At 61.0% G+C, this 16,136-nt stretch carries 15 protein-coding genes and 4 pseudogenes; 11 read left to right on the top strand and 8 right to left on the bottom strand.

What is annotated here, in order from left to right; genetic code table 11:
* The first annotated feature begins 221 nt into the window (after window positions 1-221).
* On the top strand, window positions 222-1,250 hold the full coding sequence (locus tag AC1DJT_RS22135; RefSeq protein ID WP_476827018.1) for an IS110 family RNA-guided transposase: 1,029 nt from the start codon (window positions 222-224) through the stop codon (window positions 1,248-1,250).
* A gap of 262 nt (window positions 1,251-1,512) precedes the next feature.
* Here AC1DJT_RS22135 and AC1DJT_RS22130 read toward each other — a convergent pair.
* Both AC1DJT_RS22130 and AC1DJT_RS22125 read right to left on the bottom strand, forming a co-directional pair.
* Window positions 1,513-1,716, bottom strand: a pseudogene (locus AC1DJT_RS22130) (IS6 family transposase); the annotation flags it as partial.
* 369 nt (window positions 1,717-2,085) lie between these two features.
* Window positions 2,086-3,114 (bottom strand): AraC family transcriptional regulator, encoded by a 1,029-nt coding sequence (locus tag AC1DJT_RS22125; RefSeq protein WP_476770277.1) that lies wholly within the window; start codon window positions 3,112-3,114, stop codon window positions 2,086-2,088.
* 437 nt (window positions 3,115-3,551) lie between these two features.
* Here AC1DJT_RS22125 and AC1DJT_RS22120 point away from each other — a divergent pair, with 437 nt between their 5' ends.
* Entirely contained in the window at window positions 3,552-3,893 is a 342-nt protein-coding gene (locus AC1DJT_RS22120) for a hypothetical protein (RefSeq protein WP_441508762.1), read from the top strand.
* Window positions 3,894-4,085: 192 nt separating this feature from the next.
* Here AC1DJT_RS22120 and AC1DJT_RS22115 read toward each other — a convergent pair whose 3' ends face one another.
* Complete coding sequence (locus tag AC1DJT_RS22115; RefSeq protein ID WP_441508763.1) at window positions 4,086-4,325, bottom strand: hypothetical protein; 240 nt, start codon at window positions 4,323-4,325, stop codon at window positions 4,086-4,088.
* A 144-nt stretch (window positions 4,326-4,469) separates the two neighbouring features.
* Between AC1DJT_RS22115 and AC1DJT_RS22110 the strand changes: the two genes are divergently transcribed.
* On the top strand, window positions 4,470-6,014 hold the full coding sequence (locus AC1DJT_RS22110; protein ID WP_476834868.1) for a DUF4236 domain-containing protein: 1,545 nt from the start codon (window positions 4,470-4,472) through the stop codon (window positions 6,012-6,014).
* 190 nt (window positions 6,015-6,204) lie between these two features.
* Here the strand turns inward: AC1DJT_RS22110 and AC1DJT_RS22105 are convergent, their stop codons facing one another.
* Window positions 6,205-6,420 (bottom strand): hypothetical protein, encoded by a 216-nt coding sequence (locus tag AC1DJT_RS22105; protein WP_441508765.1) that lies wholly within the window; start codon window positions 6,418-6,420, stop codon window positions 6,205-6,207.
* Between the two features lie 280 nt (window positions 6,421-6,700).
* Here AC1DJT_RS22105 and AC1DJT_RS22100 point away from each other — a divergent pair.
* Window positions 6,701-6,902 (top strand): annotated as a pseudogene (locus AC1DJT_RS22100) (DDE-type integrase/transposase/recombinase); the annotation flags it as partial.
* A 682-nt stretch (window positions 6,903-7,584) separates the two neighbouring features.
* On the opposite strand, the pseudogene AC1DJT_RS22095 reads toward AC1DJT_RS22100, so the two are convergent.
* Both AC1DJT_RS22095 and AC1DJT_RS22090 read right to left on the bottom strand, forming a co-directional pair.
* A pseudogene (locus AC1DJT_RS22095) lies at window positions 7,585-7,719 on the bottom strand (IS5/IS1182 family transposase); the annotation flags it as partial.
* Window positions 7,720-7,853: 134 nt separating this feature from the next.
* A pseudogene (locus AC1DJT_RS22090) lies at window positions 7,854-9,029 on the bottom strand (acyl-CoA dehydrogenase family protein).
* 133 nt (window positions 9,030-9,162) lie between these two features.
* Here AC1DJT_RS22090 and AC1DJT_RS22085 point away from each other — a divergent pair.
* The 7 genes from AC1DJT_RS22085 to AC1DJT_RS22055 all read left to right on the top strand — a co-directional run bounded on the left by AC1DJT_RS22085 (window position 9,163) and on the right by AC1DJT_RS22055 (window position 15,249).
* Window positions 9,163-9,855, top strand: a complete 693-nt coding sequence (locus tag AC1DJT_RS22085; protein ID WP_476834867.1) for a winged helix-turn-helix transcriptional regulator — start codon at window positions 9,163-9,165, stop codon at window positions 9,853-9,855.
* A gap of 109 nt (window positions 9,856-9,964) precedes the next feature.
* The gene (locus tag AC1DJT_RS22080) at window positions 9,965-10,567 is read left to right on the top strand and encodes a hypothetical protein (protein ID WP_476770274.1); all 603 of its coding nucleotides are present in this window, start codon (window positions 9,965-9,967) and stop codon (window positions 10,565-10,567) included.
* A gap of 20 nt (window positions 10,568-10,587) precedes the next feature.
* A complete protein-coding gene (locus tag AC1DJT_RS22075; RefSeq protein WP_476770278.1) occupies window positions 10,588-10,854 on the top strand; it encodes a c-type cytochrome in 267 nt (88 codons plus the stop codon).
* Between the two features lie 500 nt (window positions 10,855-11,354).
* A complete protein-coding gene (locus tag AC1DJT_RS22070) occupies window positions 11,355-13,373 on the top strand; it encodes a mechanosensitive ion channel family protein (RefSeq protein WP_476834866.1) in 2,019 nt (672 codons plus the stop codon).
* Window positions 13,374-13,776: 403 nt separating this feature from the next.
* Entirely contained in the window at window positions 13,777-13,947 is a 171-nt protein-coding gene (locus AC1DJT_RS22065; RefSeq protein WP_476770272.1) for a hypothetical protein, read from the top strand.
* A gap of 839 nt (window positions 13,948-14,786) precedes the next feature.
* A complete protein-coding gene (locus AC1DJT_RS22060) occupies window positions 14,787-15,014 on the top strand; it encodes a helix-turn-helix domain-containing protein (RefSeq protein WP_441508772.1) in 228 nt (75 codons plus the stop codon).
* The gene (locus AC1DJT_RS22055) at window positions 14,980-15,249 is read left to right on the top strand and encodes a hypothetical protein (RefSeq protein ID WP_441508773.1); all 270 of its coding nucleotides are present in this window, start codon (window positions 14,980-14,982) and stop codon (window positions 15,247-15,249) included. Before AC1DJT_RS22060 ends, AC1DJT_RS22055 begins: the two co-directional genes overlap by 35 nt.
* 117 nt (window positions 15,250-15,366) lie before the next feature.
* Here AC1DJT_RS22055 and AC1DJT_RS22050 read toward each other — a convergent pair whose 3' ends face one another.
* Both AC1DJT_RS22050 and AC1DJT_RS22045 read right to left on the bottom strand, forming a co-directional pair.
* Entirely contained in the window at window positions 15,367-15,873 is a 507-nt protein-coding gene (locus AC1DJT_RS22050; RefSeq protein ID WP_476770270.1) for a hypothetical protein, read from the bottom strand.
* 41 nt (window positions 15,874-15,914) lie between these two features.
* Window positions 15,915-16,136: hypothetical protein (locus tag AC1DJT_RS22045; protein ID WP_476834865.1), on the bottom strand; the 222-nt coding region annotated here is incomplete at its 5' end.

Here is a 16,136-nt window from a genome sequence, read left to right as displayed (position 1 = left end):
CCATCTGCATCGTCTGTGCGCCATGGCACAATGGAAAGCCGTCGCTGGCCTCGCAGCGTGAGCCCGTCACCCGGTTGAGTTCGCTTCAATGGTCCGCGGTTAACGTGATGGTGTGGACGGCGCCCGCTGCGGCATCTGGCTCGAATGGAGCTGTGCCAGGATGGTTGTCGTTGAGCAACCCATCTGAAGGAGCGCCGTCCATGACGAAGTCTATCAGCGGTTTGTCGGAAGTCACGGTGGTTGGTCTCGATCTGGCCAAGCACGTGTTTCAGGTCCACGGCATCGATGCTTGCGGGCACGTGATCGTGGCCAAGCCGATCAAACGTGGCAAGCTTCTGGAGTTTTTCGCAGCCTTGCGACCCTGCCTCGTCGGCCTCGAGGCCTGTGGGTCGGCTCATCACTGGGCCCGCGAGATCGGCAAGCTGGGCCATGATGCCCGGCTGATGCCGCCGGCCTATGTCAAACCCTATGTGCGTCGACAGAAGAACGATGCTGCAGACGCGGCTGCGATCTGCGAAGCCGTGACGCGGCCTTCGATGCGGTTTGTTCCGGTTCGCTCAGTGGAGAACCAAGGGGTGCTGATGCACCACAAGGTTCGTGAGCTCCTGGTATCGCAGCGAACGCAGATGCTGAACGCGGTGCGCGGACATCTGGCGGAGATAGGCATCATCGCCGCGCAAGGCCCCAACAAGACCCGTGAACTGGCAGAGCTGATTGCGGCGGGTGATGAAGCCATTCCCTCTCTCGTCCGCGCGGCGCTGATGCCGTTGGTGCGCCAACTCGAACGCCTCGATGCCGAGATCGACCGCACGGATCACACTATCATGGTCCTGGCGCAGGCTGACCCCGTCGCACGCCGCCTGACGAGCATACCCGGCATTGGCCCCGTGACGGCCTCCGCCATCGCTGCCAGTGTTCAGGATATCGCCGGCTTCGCGGGCCCACGCGAGTTCGCGGCCTGGCTTGGCTTGACGCCGCGCCAGAACTCTTCCGGAGGAAAGGAACGGCTGGGACGCGTGTCGAAGATGGGCAATCGCTACTTGCGCAAGCTGCTCGTCGTCGGCGCGCATGCGGTGCTGTATCATCGCAAGTGCCATGCCGACGCACTCAGGCTCTGGGCCTGCAAGCTGATGCAGACCAAGCCCTTCAAGCTCGTGGCCGTCGCGCTCGCCAACAAACTCGCGCGCATTGCCTTCGCGCTCATGCGCAGCCAGTCCCTATACGCAAGAACCCAACCTAACCCGGCATAACGACAACTGCCGGGCGATCGACAACCAATCGAGGGTGACGATGAGGTGATGCGAGATATGGCGGAACCATCCCCAAGCCCGCGGCGCTGTCTGCGCATCAAGAGCGCGATAACGTGATTACGGCCAAGGATGACGCGGACAACATCAGGGCCAGCGCTTAGAAAAGTGCACCAAAAGGCCGAAGACATGACCGCTCCCACGATCCTCGCCGCGCCAAAKAAATCCCCTTGATCAAAGGGCGCCGTCCAGACATGACAACGCCGGTCAGGGCGCGCTTGCGCCGGTTGAAGCGCTGAAGCAGCAAGGGCGCGAAGTAGACGACCCAGCGGTGGATCGTGGAATGGTCGATGCTGATGCCGCGCTCGGCCATCATCTCCTTCAGGTCGCGCAGGCTCAGGCCGTAGGCCAGATACCAGCGAACACACAGCAGGATCACCGATCGGTCGAAATGACGGCCCTTGAACATCTGAAGTCCTCCTGCCAACGGCTGGAAGGTGATGCCCTAACCTCCGTAACTGAAGAGTTTGCAACAGAACCGGCCCGCTGACGCTAGCTAGGATGGCGCGGGCGCTTGATGAGGTGAGGTCGCGGCGGTCGCCCATCTGCTGCACCCCAGCCTCTCCGCGAGGGAAAGCCTTCGCCTCGTCGTTGCCGCCACGGGCGGACCGGAGATCAACGCAGCCAGGCGCGTCTTTCGGAGGGGCAAGGCATGATCCTGTCCATGCTTGACCAGGATCTCGGCGATGGGACTTCGTCGTGAGCGCCATTCAGTCCCATTGGGTCTCGTCGCAGGAGTGCTTAGGAACGAGCGTCCGCCCCGGCGAAGCGATATCAATCAAGCCTGAACGCCGGCCATACGCATCTGGCTTGGCGCCACACCTGTCCATTGCTTGAACGCATGCGAGAACGCGCTGACCTCTTGGAACCCCAATAGCCAGGCGACCTTGGAGACATGGTGGTCGCGATCGTTGAGATAGCGCACGGCTAGGTCGCGCCGCAGCTGCTGGAGGATTTCCGAGAAGCTCAGGCCCTCCTCGGCGAGCCTCCGCGCCAGTGTTCGTTCGCTTAATCCAAGCTGGCGGGCGATGACCTCGGCGCGAACCTTGCCATGAGGCAGCAGCGGCGCAATCGCATTCTCGACGCTCACCCGCAGAGGGCTGGCATTGGTTGTGCGGGACGACAACGCCGCCTCGCAATAATCCAGCAGGAGATCATTGAGGTAAGGGTCGGCATTAATGAGAGGGCGCTCGCGCGCGTCAGCGTGCAAAACGATGGCATCGGTCTCGGCGCCGAACTCCACCTTCGTTCCGGCAAACCGCGACATCGCAGAGGTATCGCCCGATCGGTGATGCGCGATCGAGACGTGTTGAGGGACGAGGTTTGCGCCTATCAGGATGCGGCAGATCCGGATTGCTCCAAAAATGCAGAACTCGGCCTGGTGCCGATCGGAATGCCGAGGAAGTCCGGCATAGTTCAGAGTGATGGTGAACTCACTTGCCTCGGCAACGCTGAAGACCAATGCTTCATTGGTGATCGAGCTATACCGGGCAATTCGTTGCAGTGCTGCGCCAAGCGTTTGCGACGACGCCATGACATAAAACAGCAACCCGAGAGCTCGGGGCTCGAACTCCTGCGCCAGGGTGAAGCCCAGGCAGTCATCTCCCAGCGCGGTCCCGGCCCGCTCCAGGAATGCKACCTGACGCCGGGCAGGCACTCTTTGATCGCCATCGGCGAGCATGTCCTCGGTCAGACCGACGTCGTTCAGGAGAGGCGCAACCGGTATGCCGGCGCAGGCAAGACGCTTTATGGCAAGGCGCGAGATACCCGCTAGCGTCGTTGGGAGGGAGGTCAGATCGTGTGGCAAAGCCGCCGAACTCCCATTTCCATGTTCGGGGCCAAACCCACTCAGGCTGGAGCGAGCAAAGAATTGGCCGAAAATAACAAGCCGCCGACGCTGAGGCCACGCATTTCGCGGAGGTCCGCCTTAAAGCGCGCGGCAGACATGCGGAGAGAGAAGCTTGAAGAGGTCGATATCGCGCGTTTGATAGTCACCCGCTTCCGCGGGGCGATCCGACATTGTTAGTGGATCGACTGGCGCGACGCCATCGCGGTTCGTGGAGTTGGGCCAAATTGCGCAGCCGACGCGCCCACGGACGATCCTCTACGTCCTGCTCGTTGCACCATCTGATGCCGTGCGGCTAGCGCGGCTCTGGCGGCTGTTTTTGATTTTCGKATCCGGCGGATCCTGTGCAACATCCTCACGGACAAGGAGCGCGGTCAAGGATCGAGGAACACACTGACATGAGCGGTTTTCCTGACTGGCAACTGGTCTGGCACCAGTTCAGGGGCATGACATCGGGCGACGTTCCGATCTGGATGAGCGCGCCGGGTCACTGGATGGATGCGCCGTTTGTGATCACGCCTGTGACCTATCCTGACGGGAGTGTGTCTCGGCATTTTGCGGCTCGCGACAATGCCAACCACCGCGTCATTACCAATGTCGCCGAAACCCCCGAAGAGGCGAAGCAGATTGTCGCGCGATACATTGCCGAAATCCGTGACGGGCATGTCTGGGACGGCGTCGATGTCAGCCCCGACGAGCTTCGTAAGAGAGTGGCGCGCAACGAGAGGGCCAAGGACTGACGATTCACCAGGGCGGGATTGAGGCCCAGCCGGCACCCATCCCACGCCCGGCCGCAGAAGGGCTGGCCTCGCGCATGTCTGGGGCAAGTCAGCACGCGACGTGGGGGCAGTAGGCCGCCCGTTGTTGGGGATGGCCCTAGCGCTCCAGCGAGCAATGCGCAGGGACGTAGGCCGTCTTCAGCCGGCGGGGCTTCAGGCCTTCTTGGAAACCGAGTGCTGCGGCAAATGCGTGGCCGCTATCCGACAGCCGCCGTAGTTGGCGTGGTGACGGTGATGCTTGTACCAGCCGCGGTGATGGCCGCGATTCCAGCCATAATGGCGGCGGAGGCCATAGCGATACATGGCGTGATGCGACTGGCCATGATGCCAGCCATGCGGCTTGGCGTGCGCCTCGACGCTGGTGCCAACCGCTCCGTAGTCCGCCTCCGACATTGTCTCGGGAACAGTGTCGACATCGCGATCTTCGCCTCGGCTCCTCAACCCATGGTGTTGAGTTGCGAGATGTCGGCGTCGTGAACTGACCAGCGCCGCCTGATACCGTAACCTGCCAGTCACGTTTTGTTGGGGCGCTCACCTATGAGGTTCCGCTTCGGTCATTCAGTGCGTACGTTTCCTGGTGTTCGGCTGACCTTCAGCAAAACCGGCATCAGCGTTTCCGCGGCTGTACGCGGGACCACCACCGGACCTCTCGACAGTTCCCTGACACTCGAAGCCCGACCGTCCGAGTTCCAACGTCCCCGCGAGATACACAGCAAGGGGGGCGCGCAGCTGACAAGTTCGGATCTTCAGGGCCTAAAGGACTTGATCAATGATGCGGCTCATCAGAAGGCGGCCCTCCAATCGGATTACCGGGCAGCGCTCAGAAGCCGCAAGTCGGCCTGGAGGAAGTTATGCCGGCGCGAACAACCCCCGCTCAGATGGTTCCCGAAGTCATCAATCCCAAAGCTCCGCTGGGCCTTTGAAGAGACGGAGATCGAAGCCAGGAAAGTGCTGTCTGCGCTCTCTGCCAGCGAAATCGGGATTGAGATCGAACTCGATGAGGATGCCTGGAGCACTTGGGTCGAAGTGGAGTACTCCCATGCTGCCTTGGCTCGCTCCGACTATCTCTGGGACGTAGCCTCGTCGAGCGAGGACGAACGGGCCAAGGAGAGACCCACTTCTTCGTCGGCCGTCACACGATACCAGGTTCGGCTGCATCCCATCTTGGATGGAATTATCTCAGGCTCTCCTGGGGTCCGCCTCGAGAACGCAAACGGAGACAATCTCGATATCTTCGGCGGCTTCGTCCTGATGCGCTCAAAAGGCGCCAGCGATTACGCCGTGATCGATTTCCGTGACGTCTTTGTCGAAGCGACAGATGTCCCGTTCATCGAAAGTGAAGCCGTTCCCGCGGACGCGCAGGTGATCGACCATGTATCGGCCGATTCCAGCAAGGATCGATCACCCGATGGACGGCTCAACGACCAGCTTCCGATCGCCAAATATGGCCAGATCACCATCACCAGCGGAAAGGGGCTCCATGAGGTATTTTTGGCAAGCAACTGCGAAGCGGCATTTCGGTTTGCCGATGCGCTCGCGGCTTTCAAATCGGCCCTGATCCGTCAGGCCGCTAATTCACAACCCGGCGACGCTCCGCCGCCTGCGATGCGATCTACACCCGCCCCGGAGTTCGAGAAACCCCTGCCAGAACTCCAACGGGTCAGCGGCGCTTATGAACTCATCCTCATTCCTGTCGCGCTCGCTGTCGCACCCATTTTGGCGTCTTCGTGGCGCCAACAGCCTCCGACCTCGCCCCCGATCATCGCCGCCCTCCGCTCGAACCCGGCGGAAGCGCGCATAGCCGGCCTCCCCTCAACCCAAATCTCGGTCGCGCCAGTGAGGCCTGTCGCTACGGCTCCACAGGTCGGAGCCCTCTCGACGAATCAAGCTCAGCCACGTGAGCGGCTCGTTCTCCTCCAGCATGCCAACGTCCGATCAGGACCTGTGCGATCCTCTGCATCCCTGCGGGTCGCGCCGAAAGGAGCGATCGTCAGCGTTTTCAGACGAGACGGAAGATGGATAGAGGTCGGGGATGAGCAGCCTTGGGGCTGGGTGAACACGGTTCTCCTGAAAAAGCCGTGACCGCGCAAATTACCTTCTCGGGGGCCTCACCGTCGTAAGCTTGTGAGTTTGAGTATTGCGATACCGCGTCGGCAGCCTGTTACACCTGCCGCCTCATTCCCGCCCCCGACCTGAAGGCCGTCCAGGGTGCCAGTCCGGACGGTCGTCTCGCAGCACGAGCCGGCAGCTACGATTCCTGATGTGCGAGTCGTTACGTTCCCGGCATTCGAGCCTGAAGTGTCTTTGAAACGTTCGATCGAGGCAGAAGTCGCACGATATTCGACGGCCGCGCATCCCGTTCAGTGAGGGCCACCGCATCAAGCAGAAGTTCGATGGCGCGGCACAGCCGCTCGTCTTCGAGACTATCGTTATCAAGGGCGAGGAACGCCTCAACCAAGAAGGCTCGGCATTTACGGTAATCGCTCATGGCGAGCATGCTGATGCCAACAGATTAACGCTCGACAAAATGATTGAGAGCAATTCGATCCACTGGGACGGCTCACTTGCACCCCACCATCTCCGCCAGCTCGCATATTCGCATCTCGACGGCGCCATGGGGGCGTCGGAGGAGGTGGCTGCCGCTTGTGGCTGATGTGCAGGACGCAGGCGAAGCGGGAAGATCCGGCGGGGCGAGCGCAGCTATCGGCCTTTCTGTCGGCAGGTAGCAGCTGATCTGTCGAAGCGCCTTCCTCACTCCGCATTTCCTCAAGAGCCGATACCTCAACAATCGGATCGAACGGGATCATCGGCGCATCAAGCGCCGCATCCGTTCCATTGCTCGGCTTGGTGGGGAGCGCCGAGGCGATCCTGTCCGGCATCGAGGTGGTCCACATGATGCGCAAAAGACCGGCGAGATTTGCCTACAAGCCGGGCCCGTCAATTGCCGAGCAATTCGAAACGCTCGCTGCCTGGTCTGGGCCCACGGGCGCCGCTCTTCCCGTCCAATTTCCGGAATTGCGACCGAGMCGGTGGAGGCCGGCCTCAAAGCGATGCGCGCTCATGACGCCATCGAGACCGCGCCGCCAGGCTGGTGCAGGGCGCTCGATGAGGTCACGGCCGCGACCGTCGCGCACATGATGACCGACGGTATTTCCGCGACGAAAAGCCTTAGCCTCTTCATCGCCGCCACGCGCGGCCCTGAGATCAACGCAGCCAAATGTTTCTTCCGACGGAGCCAGGCACGAATTAGCGTTGGCTAATCTTGTCCTTACTTGACGAAACTGCCTTTCGTGAGCACCATGGGGCATTGCGCCACCTCCCCTGAGACGCTTCGACGGCAGGAGCCCTCCAAGGCTTCCGGATAACCCAGCTCTCCCATGGGTTACGTTTCCGGCTGGGGAACCCCCGTAGAGGCTCCGCAACGGCCTCTACGGGGTTTTTTCACACTGGTGTGCAATTAATCTGGCGCAGGATGCCATCTCGGCAGTATCATAACGATCGGACCGATCTCGCGGCAGCGAAGCTGGCCGGCGACGCAGCCGAAGGCGAACTCGCCGCCTGTCATGCCTGCGAAGAGGATGTAGGCCCGCTCCATCATGTCGAGGAACGGTATCCCACACAGCCATCTCGACGATCCGCCACTTGCCCTTGATCATGCCGGGGCCGCCAGAAGCTTGGGCAGGCGGATCAGGTTGTAAACGGCCCGCGCCAGAGTGAACGCGGCATCGACCTTGGGGCGGCCGCGCACCTTCGCCTTGGCCAGTCCCGCCGAGCTTTTGATCCAGCGGCGTCGGGAAGGGCAGCGGCGATTCGAACGCGCGCAGGCGGCCCCTGCATTTAACGGAAGCTTGAGAAGCCGCTTCCGCTCAGTGCGTTCTGGTGCGGTATGGTATTCAGGGCGCCTCTTCAGCGTCTAATCCGTCAGAAAATCGCCTCTGTCCGCAGGCCTAATGCCATCGCTCCGGCATAGCTAGCCTGAGGACCGGCCTGTAGAGGGTGAAAGCGTGCGCCCTGTATGTCGCGAAAGCGGCGTTCGAGTCCTCTCACACGATAGAACGATGCACCGCCCGCTAGCTCCATGGCCAGGTCGACGGTTGCGATCGCATGCCGGGCGACAAGATTGCGCCCTATCATGACTTCATTCACCGTCTCGGCGGACGGGGCGTTGCGCGCGACCGTGTCAAGCGTCCAACGGTGCGCCAGCTGCGCGGCGCGCAATTCGGTGTCCATGCGGCCAGCGAGGGATAGGTCCGGTGCTGGCTTCTCTTTCGCGATCTCGACGGCGAGATCGCGGGCGCTTTCTGCAACTCCGAGATAGACGGCGTAGATCAGCGGGAAGGCAATCGTTGCGATCGTCTGGAAGACCGGATGCCACTCGCCGGCCTTGCGCGAGAAGGCGACGTTCGCGTCGGGAATGAAGAGGTTGTCGATCACGACRTCGTTCGAGGCAGTGCMGCGCATCCCAAGCGTGCGCCAAGTGTTCTCAATGCTTACAGCAGCGGAGTTCATCGGCGCGCCGAAATGAATGACAGAGCGACTGCCATCTTCCCCCTCGTGAATCGCGCCGGTCATTAGAATGTCGCCGGCCTCGGCGCCGGAGGTGAAGACCTTCCGGGCCGTGATCCGGTAGCCGTCGGCGACCTTCACAGCCTTCCCCGAGCCGCCGATCCAGTCCGAGCCGCCTGACGAGAGAAGGATAATTTTCTCATTCGCGACCCTCTTCAAGAGAGGCTCGACGGCGGCCACCTTCTAGTGACGCCAGCGCCAGGCAGGTATGGCGACCTGATGCGTGTTCATGGAAAAGGCGAGTGCGGTGGAACCGCACGCACGCGCGAGCACGCGCAGCATCTCGGCGAGCTCGGATATTTCGGCGCCGCGGCCGCCGAGTTCCCGAGGGACGCCTGCTTCCACCAGACCAGCCTCCTTCAGCAGGGTGTAGTTCTCGCCGACAAAACTGTCGTTCTGGTCGACTTCGGCCGCGCGTTCGGCGAGCTTCCGCGAAAGATGGTGCGCGGTTTCCACGATACCGTCGGCGCAAACGCCGGAGTTTTCGATAGCTGAGATGGCTTGAACTTTCGAAGCGACGTTCGTCGGCATGGCGTCCTCCGTTCCTGTGACGCTGAAGGATCGGAGTTGAAGCCGTGAGGGTCCAGTTCAGCAACTGTACTGGTGTCGCTTTTGGGATGAAGCTGCTTTGGTACCATTCGCCAGGAGAACAGCGGGGTTCGAAATGGACGAGCGCGGCGGCTATGGCCAATTCTGCCCGGTGTCGATGGCGTCGGAGATCCTGTGCAGTCGCTGGACGACATTGGTGGTGCGCGAACTCCTTTACGGCTGCACCCGGTTCAATGACCTACGGCGCGGCGTGCCGAGAATGTCGCCGGCGCTGCTGTCCAAGCGCCTGAAGGAGCTGGAGCGAGCCCAGGTGATCACCGTGTTGCGCAAAGCAAACGGCTCGGTTGAGTATCACTTGTCTGAGGCGGGCGAGGAACTGAGATCTTTGATCATGGGCCTCGGCAACTGGGCACAGCGCTGGATGGAGTCGCGGCTCTTATTGAAGAACCTCGACCCGTCGCTCCTGATGTGGGACATGCGACGGAGCCTCAACGCCAAGCTATTGCCTGAACGCCGCTACACGATACAGTTTCTGTACCCAGAGCTGCCAGGGGCGCAAAAGAGCTGGTGGTTGGTGGTGGACGGCGGAACGGTCGACCTCTGCAATTTCGATCCCGGTCATCAGTTAGATCTCCTCGTCACGAGTTCCTTGCGAACAATGACGGCGATCTGGATGGGACTGACGACGATCAAGAAGGAGTCGGACTGCGGACAGCTGGAGATCGACGGCAATCCGACGCTTGCCAGCTCGATGCAACAATGGCTCGGCCTTAGCGCCTTCGCCCACGAACCAAGGCGGGTACAGTGATCGCCAGGAGTGCCTCTCCGGATAGCACCAGTGGACCAACCCGCTCTCGCGTGAGGGCGTTGCAACCGAGGATTGTGGGGTCGTTTCCCCCTGATCTTTGGAGAGCCACATGCCCGGGCTTGCCGCCCGTCCGCAGCGCCAGCGGATGATGGACGGGATGACCATCCGCGGGTTCGGTGAGCACAGCGCGACGACGTTCGGCAGGTCTACGAGTTCGCCATGTTTCTCGGCGCTCTCCAACCGGGCCGGGCCAGAAGATCTGCGGCGCTACCAACTTCCCCTCGTGGGGTGCGAGAGCTATGCCCGGATGGACCCGGCCTGCATGGTGCTGCTTCTTTGGGGCATAGAATTCATTCCCGAAAATGTGGGCGGGCGAAGCGTACGGACGGCACGAGGGGCAAGCACTGACATGGCGCGCAAGCTGCAAATCCAGCCCTCCAAAACCAAGGCTGCACATATCGATGGTGCTCAGTTCCAGTTCGGGCTGAATGAGGTCGATTTGAGCCCGGAGCGGTTCGCGGGACTGTTCTGCGGCGGCCGGATCAAGCGTGTGCACGAGTGGCTGAATGATGAGTTGCCTGTGCCGCCGTGGGTGCCGGCGCTGCTCGCTGCGATGGTCTGGCCGGAAGCGCGGACTCGAGCGATTGCGACTGCCGAGCATCTCATCGCGGCCGGTTCGGCGGATGGAACGAGCGGGGAGCCAGGAGAGTGATTCTTCGACTGACCTTGGCAATGGCGTTGGTCGCCGCTCCAGCACTCGCCGAACCAAGGCGCTCCGCGGTGGAGCAATGCGCTGCATGTCATGGCGACGACGGCATCGCACGGGATAGCGAAGTCCCTCACTTGGCCGGGCAGAATGAACGCTACCTCTTCAATCAGATAATGGCGTTCCGGTCGGGAAAGCGTCAGCACAAGGAGATGCGCTATATGGCGCGTGCGATGACGACAGCCGAAATCGCTGCGCTCTCTGCCTATTATGCGGCGCTCCCGACACGATAGAAATGTCCTGTTATCGACGCATTGCGCCGAAGATCCTGCCTTGTCTGCCAGCGATTACGCCTTTCGCAAAGCTAGGGCGTTGGTTGGCCCAGCCGTTCCGCGCAAGTTTCCTTGTCTGTGTCCGGATCGTGCGTGACCTCCGCGCCAACCCAACAGCGCGCCGCGGGTGTCGCGGTAATGATGCTAAAACAATAAGACATCCGTCAGGGTATATGCGAACCGGCATTCCATTCGGCTGACCGTTTCGCGTTGCATCTGCCCAGTAGCACGCCGATCTGCTAACAGCGATTCTAGTGCAGAATTGCCCACCACCGGTCTACTTATCCGGTGGAATTGAACTCTTTGATCAGCTTTGCCTTGGGGGGTAGATGCGCAGCTTTCTGATATTAATTTGGTGCGTCCTTGCCACCTGGGGAATATCTGGCGCCCGTGCACAGGGGCAAGGAGAAAGCCCTCCACCACAGGCCAAGGAATTGTTGCGCCTRCTCGATGAGCCGAGCGTGCGACGCTGGATCCAGCAATCCGGCGAGGCCAGTCCAGCCGCACTGCCCACAGCAATAGCAACTCCCGAGCCGCCCCTGTCCAGCCGACTTGCGACACGGCTCACCGGCGTACGCAACCATATCGGTTCCATCGCCGCCGCAGTCCCTCAGTTGCCGACGCAACTCGCGCGGGCCGCCGGCTTATTGAAAAATGAGCTGGCAACGACAAGCGCTGCCCGGCTTGCTCTGATGATTTCGACCTTTCTCACTCTCGGTGTCGGTTCCGAGCAATTGTATCGCCGCATGAGCGCCCGCTACCGCGCCTTGCTAGAGAGGAAACCCGTCCTTTCCGTTGAGGAACGATTCCGCACCGCGGGATTGCGCCTGGCCACCCTGGTTGCCGGAATCGCAATCTTCGCTGCAGGCAGCCTCGGCGCGTTCCTGCTGTTCGCATGGCCACCGATCCTGAAGCAGATCATGCTCGCCCTTCTCGTGGCCGTGCTCGTCACGCGGGCTACTCGGTCTTTGCTGGATTTCGCTTTGTTTCCACCGCGGAACACGCACGGCGCCTGGTCGGATCATCAGATAGTTCCAGTTAAGCCGAAGGACGCCATCTACTGGCGGCGGCGCATTGGCTTGTTTGTCAGCTACTTCGCATTTGGGTGGTCGATTGTTGGCATTCTGATCGATCTGGGCTTTCCTCGAGATTTCCGTTTCGCGGCAGCTTATCTCCTCGGACTTGGCCTTCTGACAATTGGTCTGGAAGCCATTTGGAACAGACCGGAAGGCGATAGCAGCTCCACGGCTGGATCCGGCAGAATTGCGAAGAGCGTCGCCATGTCAGCTTATGCTGTGGTCTTGTGGCTTCTCTGGGTTTCCGGCCTTCTGGGCATGTTCTGGATTGCCGTTTTCGTGCTTCTGCTGCCCAAAGCCATCTCCATTGGAAGGAACGCAGTCAGTCACCTCCTGAGGCCGACCGAGACCGGTGGGCTGGTGCCGATCAGGCACAATATCCTTGAGGTGTGCCTTGAGCGCGGGGTGCGGCTGATCATTCTCAGCGCCGCTACGCTTTGGCTCGCTCATATTTGGCAGGTTGACCTGGTCGGTCTTACGAGCCAGGACGGCCTGCCGATGCGCCTGCTGCGCGGTGCGCTGGCAAGCGTCGTCATTCTTCTCCTGGCCGATTTTCTATGGCAAATCGTCAAGGTTTCCGTGGACGGCGCCCTCGCTGATCCAACGGAGAGCATCATTTCCGGTTCCGACGAGGCCATCCGTCGGGCGCGACTTCGCACGCTGCTGCCCATCTTCCGCAATATCCTGCTTGTGGTTATCGCGGTGATGGCGAGCTTGACGGCGCTTGCTGCGCTCGGGCTCGAAATCGGCCCCCTGATCGCTGGAGCCGGCGTCTTGGGCGTCGCCATTGGTTTTGGCGCTCAATCCCTGGTCAAAGACATTATCAGCGGCATGTTCTACCTACTCGACGATGCATTTCGCGTCGGCGAATACATCCAAAGCGGCAGCTTCAGGGGAACAGTGGAGTCATTCTCACTCCGTTCGGTCCGCTTGCGCCATCACCGTGGTCCAGTGTTCACCGTTCCGTTTGGACAACTCGGCGCGGTTCAGAACATGAGCCGAGACTGGGTCATCGACAAGTTCATGATCAATGTCACTTACGATAGCGATCTGGAAAAGGCGCGGAAAATCTCCAAAAAAATCGGTCAGGAGCTTGCCGAAGATCCCGACTTAGCGCCTGACATTATCGAGCCGATGAAGATGCAGGGGGTCGAGCAGTTCGGCGATTATGCCATCCAGCTTCGTTTCAAGATGACGACCCGGCCAGGCCAACAAGCGGTCGTGCGTCGCAAAGCGCTTCTGCGCCTCAAGACGGCGTTTGACCAGGCTGGTATCAAGTTCGCCCATCCGACGGTCCATGTTGAAGGTCGCGACGAAGAAGCAGCTGCTGCCGCCCAGCAGATTCTAACCGCTCAAAAGGTCGAAGCGGCAAAGGTCGAAGCGGCAAGTGCGGCTGGTAGATAGCGCTCGACTAATTTCGGCTGAGGCAAAAGAGTGTTGCGACGCGGGCAGCCGGGTGTGAAGCATGCGCCGTCAGGCATCGGGGGCCGGTCATTACGGCTGGCCGCATGTCGCTCAAGGTAGGGGAGGGGTGGTTGGTGCGAGCCTACGGATGAGGGGGGCGCGCTGGACGCTTAATGTCAATGCTGGTCTCGACGCACTCGCCGGCCTTTTTCCCGAGCGCCTGGCTCCGCTCCATCACCTCCCCGCGGCCGCCGGCGGCAGCCCGTTCCGTGGCGGGGCGGTCACGGACCTCCCTCGCGGTCCCGTCGCTTACGAAATCGGCTTCTTTACTCCCAGCCTCGGCCCAACCAGGATTGCATCCGCCGGACGTTCGTTACGGCGTTCGCATCAGTGAGGTTTTGCGATGGGCGTGTTTTCGACCGCGGCCGGTGACCTGAATTTTGACAACCAGCCGGAGCGCGATCTGGCGGCACTTGAGGGCAGGCTCGTTGTGATCCGGCATCAGGGGATCGACGACATGGTGGCCGGCCGGCTTATCGGCACGCCTCAGCCCGGCTTTGCCCTGCACTGCTGACCGAGAGTGGCGCAATCAGCGTCCCGGGCTGGAGGTCGGTGCACCAGGTCACCTCCACGGGTCACGCGAACCAATAAGCGGAGGCGATGCCGGCAAGCCTGCGCGGCGCATTAACCAGGGCGAACCCAGCCGGATGCTCAGGCCATACGAAACCAGCGCTCGAGGGTCGGAATAGCGATCCAACTCCCGATCGCTGATGTCTGCCAGCTTTTGCGCCACGATATCAGTTCTYGGCCGCACCGCGTCTTGCACGGGCAAGGGAAAAATTGGGGAACAGGGCTGAGGACAATAAAACGCCGCCGCCGATAGCAAAGCCGAAGGCGGCAATAAACATTAGGCCAGGCTTCGGCCCATCGGCCACAGCGAGGAATGTTACCAAGGCGCACCCTAACAACACGGAGCTTATCAAGAAGCAAGCCAGGCGCCATGCCTTCGACATAGGCTTCGGTGTATCCGGGTCGTTGTAAATGATCGGGCCGTCCAGGTCGTCGAAGCGCGGGGCGGGGACTTTCATAGGCCGGGACCATGTGTGACAGGCGCTCGCGAATCCATATTAACCGCAGCCAAGTTCTTGGCATTAACCGCCAAGTTCTATTTCGAAGCACGTGAGGGGTCCATATCGCGCAGGGGCAGCACAAAGTACCCGCTTGGGGGACCGTCCCGCAGGGCCCGGCACGCAGCCACGCGAAAGTCGGCTTTAAGCGGGCCGCACTTGACCCTGCCGCTCAAAAACTGCCGTGCACCCTTGCCGCCCCATGCCGATTTACCACTTCTTAACCACGGCGGGCGCCATTCTGAGGCGTCCGTTAKAGCCGGGGGGCTTGGAAAGGACCGTAACCATGCGAGCGCTCGATGCTGTTCAAGCCGTCGTGGATCAGTTCGTTGGCCTGTCAGTTGCCTTTGTCGAACGCCAGCTGATCCTGGCAACGCTGCGGGAAACCGGCGGCAACCGCACCCATGCAGCCTCACTACTCGGCATTTCCATCCGCACGTTGCGCAACAAACTTACGTTGTACGCAGCGGACGGCTACAATGTACCAGAACCTGTACATCCAGCGACACAATGAGCGCGCGATGTCCCTTGCCTCGCCGCATGGCATTGCCGCAGCAAACCTCGTCTCCTCCGCAACCATGGCCGGCCTCCTGCGCTGCCTGGTGCAGAAAGGCGTTTTGCAAGCCGCCGACATAAGRGAGATCTACGAAATCGCGCTTCTCCTTCTTGAACAGCAGCAAGGCGCTGTGCCGGACGCAGAAGTAACCTTTAAAGCCGCCCGATCCGCAATTGAACGGAACCTGGCATAGCCAGTCAGGCCAAGCAGAGCCTCGCTAATGACTATCGGCCGATGTTCACGACGCTACACAGGCCTCCAAGGCCTAAAAAAACGATTGGCGCACAAGCAAGTCGTCCCCTCGGTCCTGCTATCGGCTGTCGCAGCGCCATGGCATCGGCGGCAATGACGGCTCCTGACGTTGCTTGCGCAGTGCCTCGACCTTCACAGGCTTCGGTGCCTTCGCCGCTGCCGGCCTTTGCGGCTTCGGCTCGCGGGCCGTTCGCGGCGGCTTCAACTCACGCGCCTGTGCCGTCAGCCTCAAAGCCTCGTCCTCGTTGACGCTCCGCCATCGGTCTGAGAGCGAGAACACGTTGACGAAGCGCGGCCCCACCGCGATGTCAATCAGGCCGAGACGATCGAGCAGCGTCAGACTTGGCGACAGCGTCTGCCGTCCGAAGCGGTGGTCCAGCCTGAAGGTATCGTAAGACAGCGCCACGCTGGTGCCGCTCCCGATTTCCGTCTCGATGACAGCGAGCAACCGCCGCGCAGCCTTGGTCAGCACCCAATAGGCCGGTGACACCACGTGTTCAATCATGGCCAGCCTCCCCGGAAGTATGACCCGCTGATTAATCCACAGTGCGCCGCTGGCGGTCAACGATCCGGTCCGAGCCGAAACAATGATCACCGTTGGATCGATTACATCGTCATTTTTCTTCGCGTTTGGTTTTTCCTGAAATAAACGCCTGCGTTAATCGCGGATCTAGCCCGTGGCTTGGTAGAAATGCAACGCTCATTTCGCGTCTGAATTGCAATCGAGCGGGCGCGATCGATAACAATGGTGTCGTCATTGTCGGATGGGGCCATCTGAAGGGAAGGATCGGCATTATTCAACATGTAGCCACGTCCCCAGACCCAGAC

It is taken from the genome of Allobosea sp. 05T422_2 (genome assembly GCF_056396265.1).
Note: the sequence above shows the minus strand (reverse complement) of the source record. Positions and strands in the feature narration are given on the sequence as shown.

Bases quoted from the DNA above. Each gene is read 5' to 3' on its own strand.
- AC1DJT_RS22120 (WP_441508762.1), top strand. From the start codon at position 3,552: ATGAGCGGTTTTCCTGACTGGCAACTGGTCTGGCACCAGTTCAGGGGC.
- AC1DJT_RS22060 (WP_441508772.1), top strand. From the start codon at position 14,787: ATGCGAGCGCTCGATGCTGTTCAAGCCGTCGTGGATCAGTTCGTTGGC.
- AC1DJT_RS22110 (WP_476834868.1), top strand. From the start codon at position 4,470: ATGAGGTTCCGCTTCGGTCATTCAGTGCGTACGTTTCCTGGTGTTCGG.
- AC1DJT_RS22085 (WP_476834867.1), top strand. From the start codon at position 9,163: ATGGACGAGCGCGGCGGCTATGGCCAATTCTGCCCGGTGTCGATGGCG.
- AC1DJT_RS22105 (WP_441508765.1), bottom strand. From the start codon at position 6,420: ATGAGCGATTACCGTAAATGCCGAGCCTTCTTGGTTGAGGCGTTCCTC.
- AC1DJT_RS22075 (WP_476770278.1), top strand. From the start codon at position 10,588: ATGGCGTTGGTCGCCGCTCCAGCACTCGCCGAACCAAGGCGCTCCGCG.
- AC1DJT_RS22080 (WP_476770274.1), top strand. From the start codon at position 9,965: ATGCCCGGGCTTGCCGCCCGTCCGCAGCGCCAGCGGATGATGGACGGG.
- AC1DJT_RS22065 (WP_476770272.1), top strand. From the start codon at position 13,777: ATGGGCGTGTTTTCGACCGCGGCCGGTGACCTGAATTTTGACAACCAG.
- AC1DJT_RS22115 (WP_441508763.1), bottom strand. From the start codon at position 4,325: ATGTCGGAGGCGGACTACGGAGCGGTTGGCACCAGCGTCGAGGCGCAC.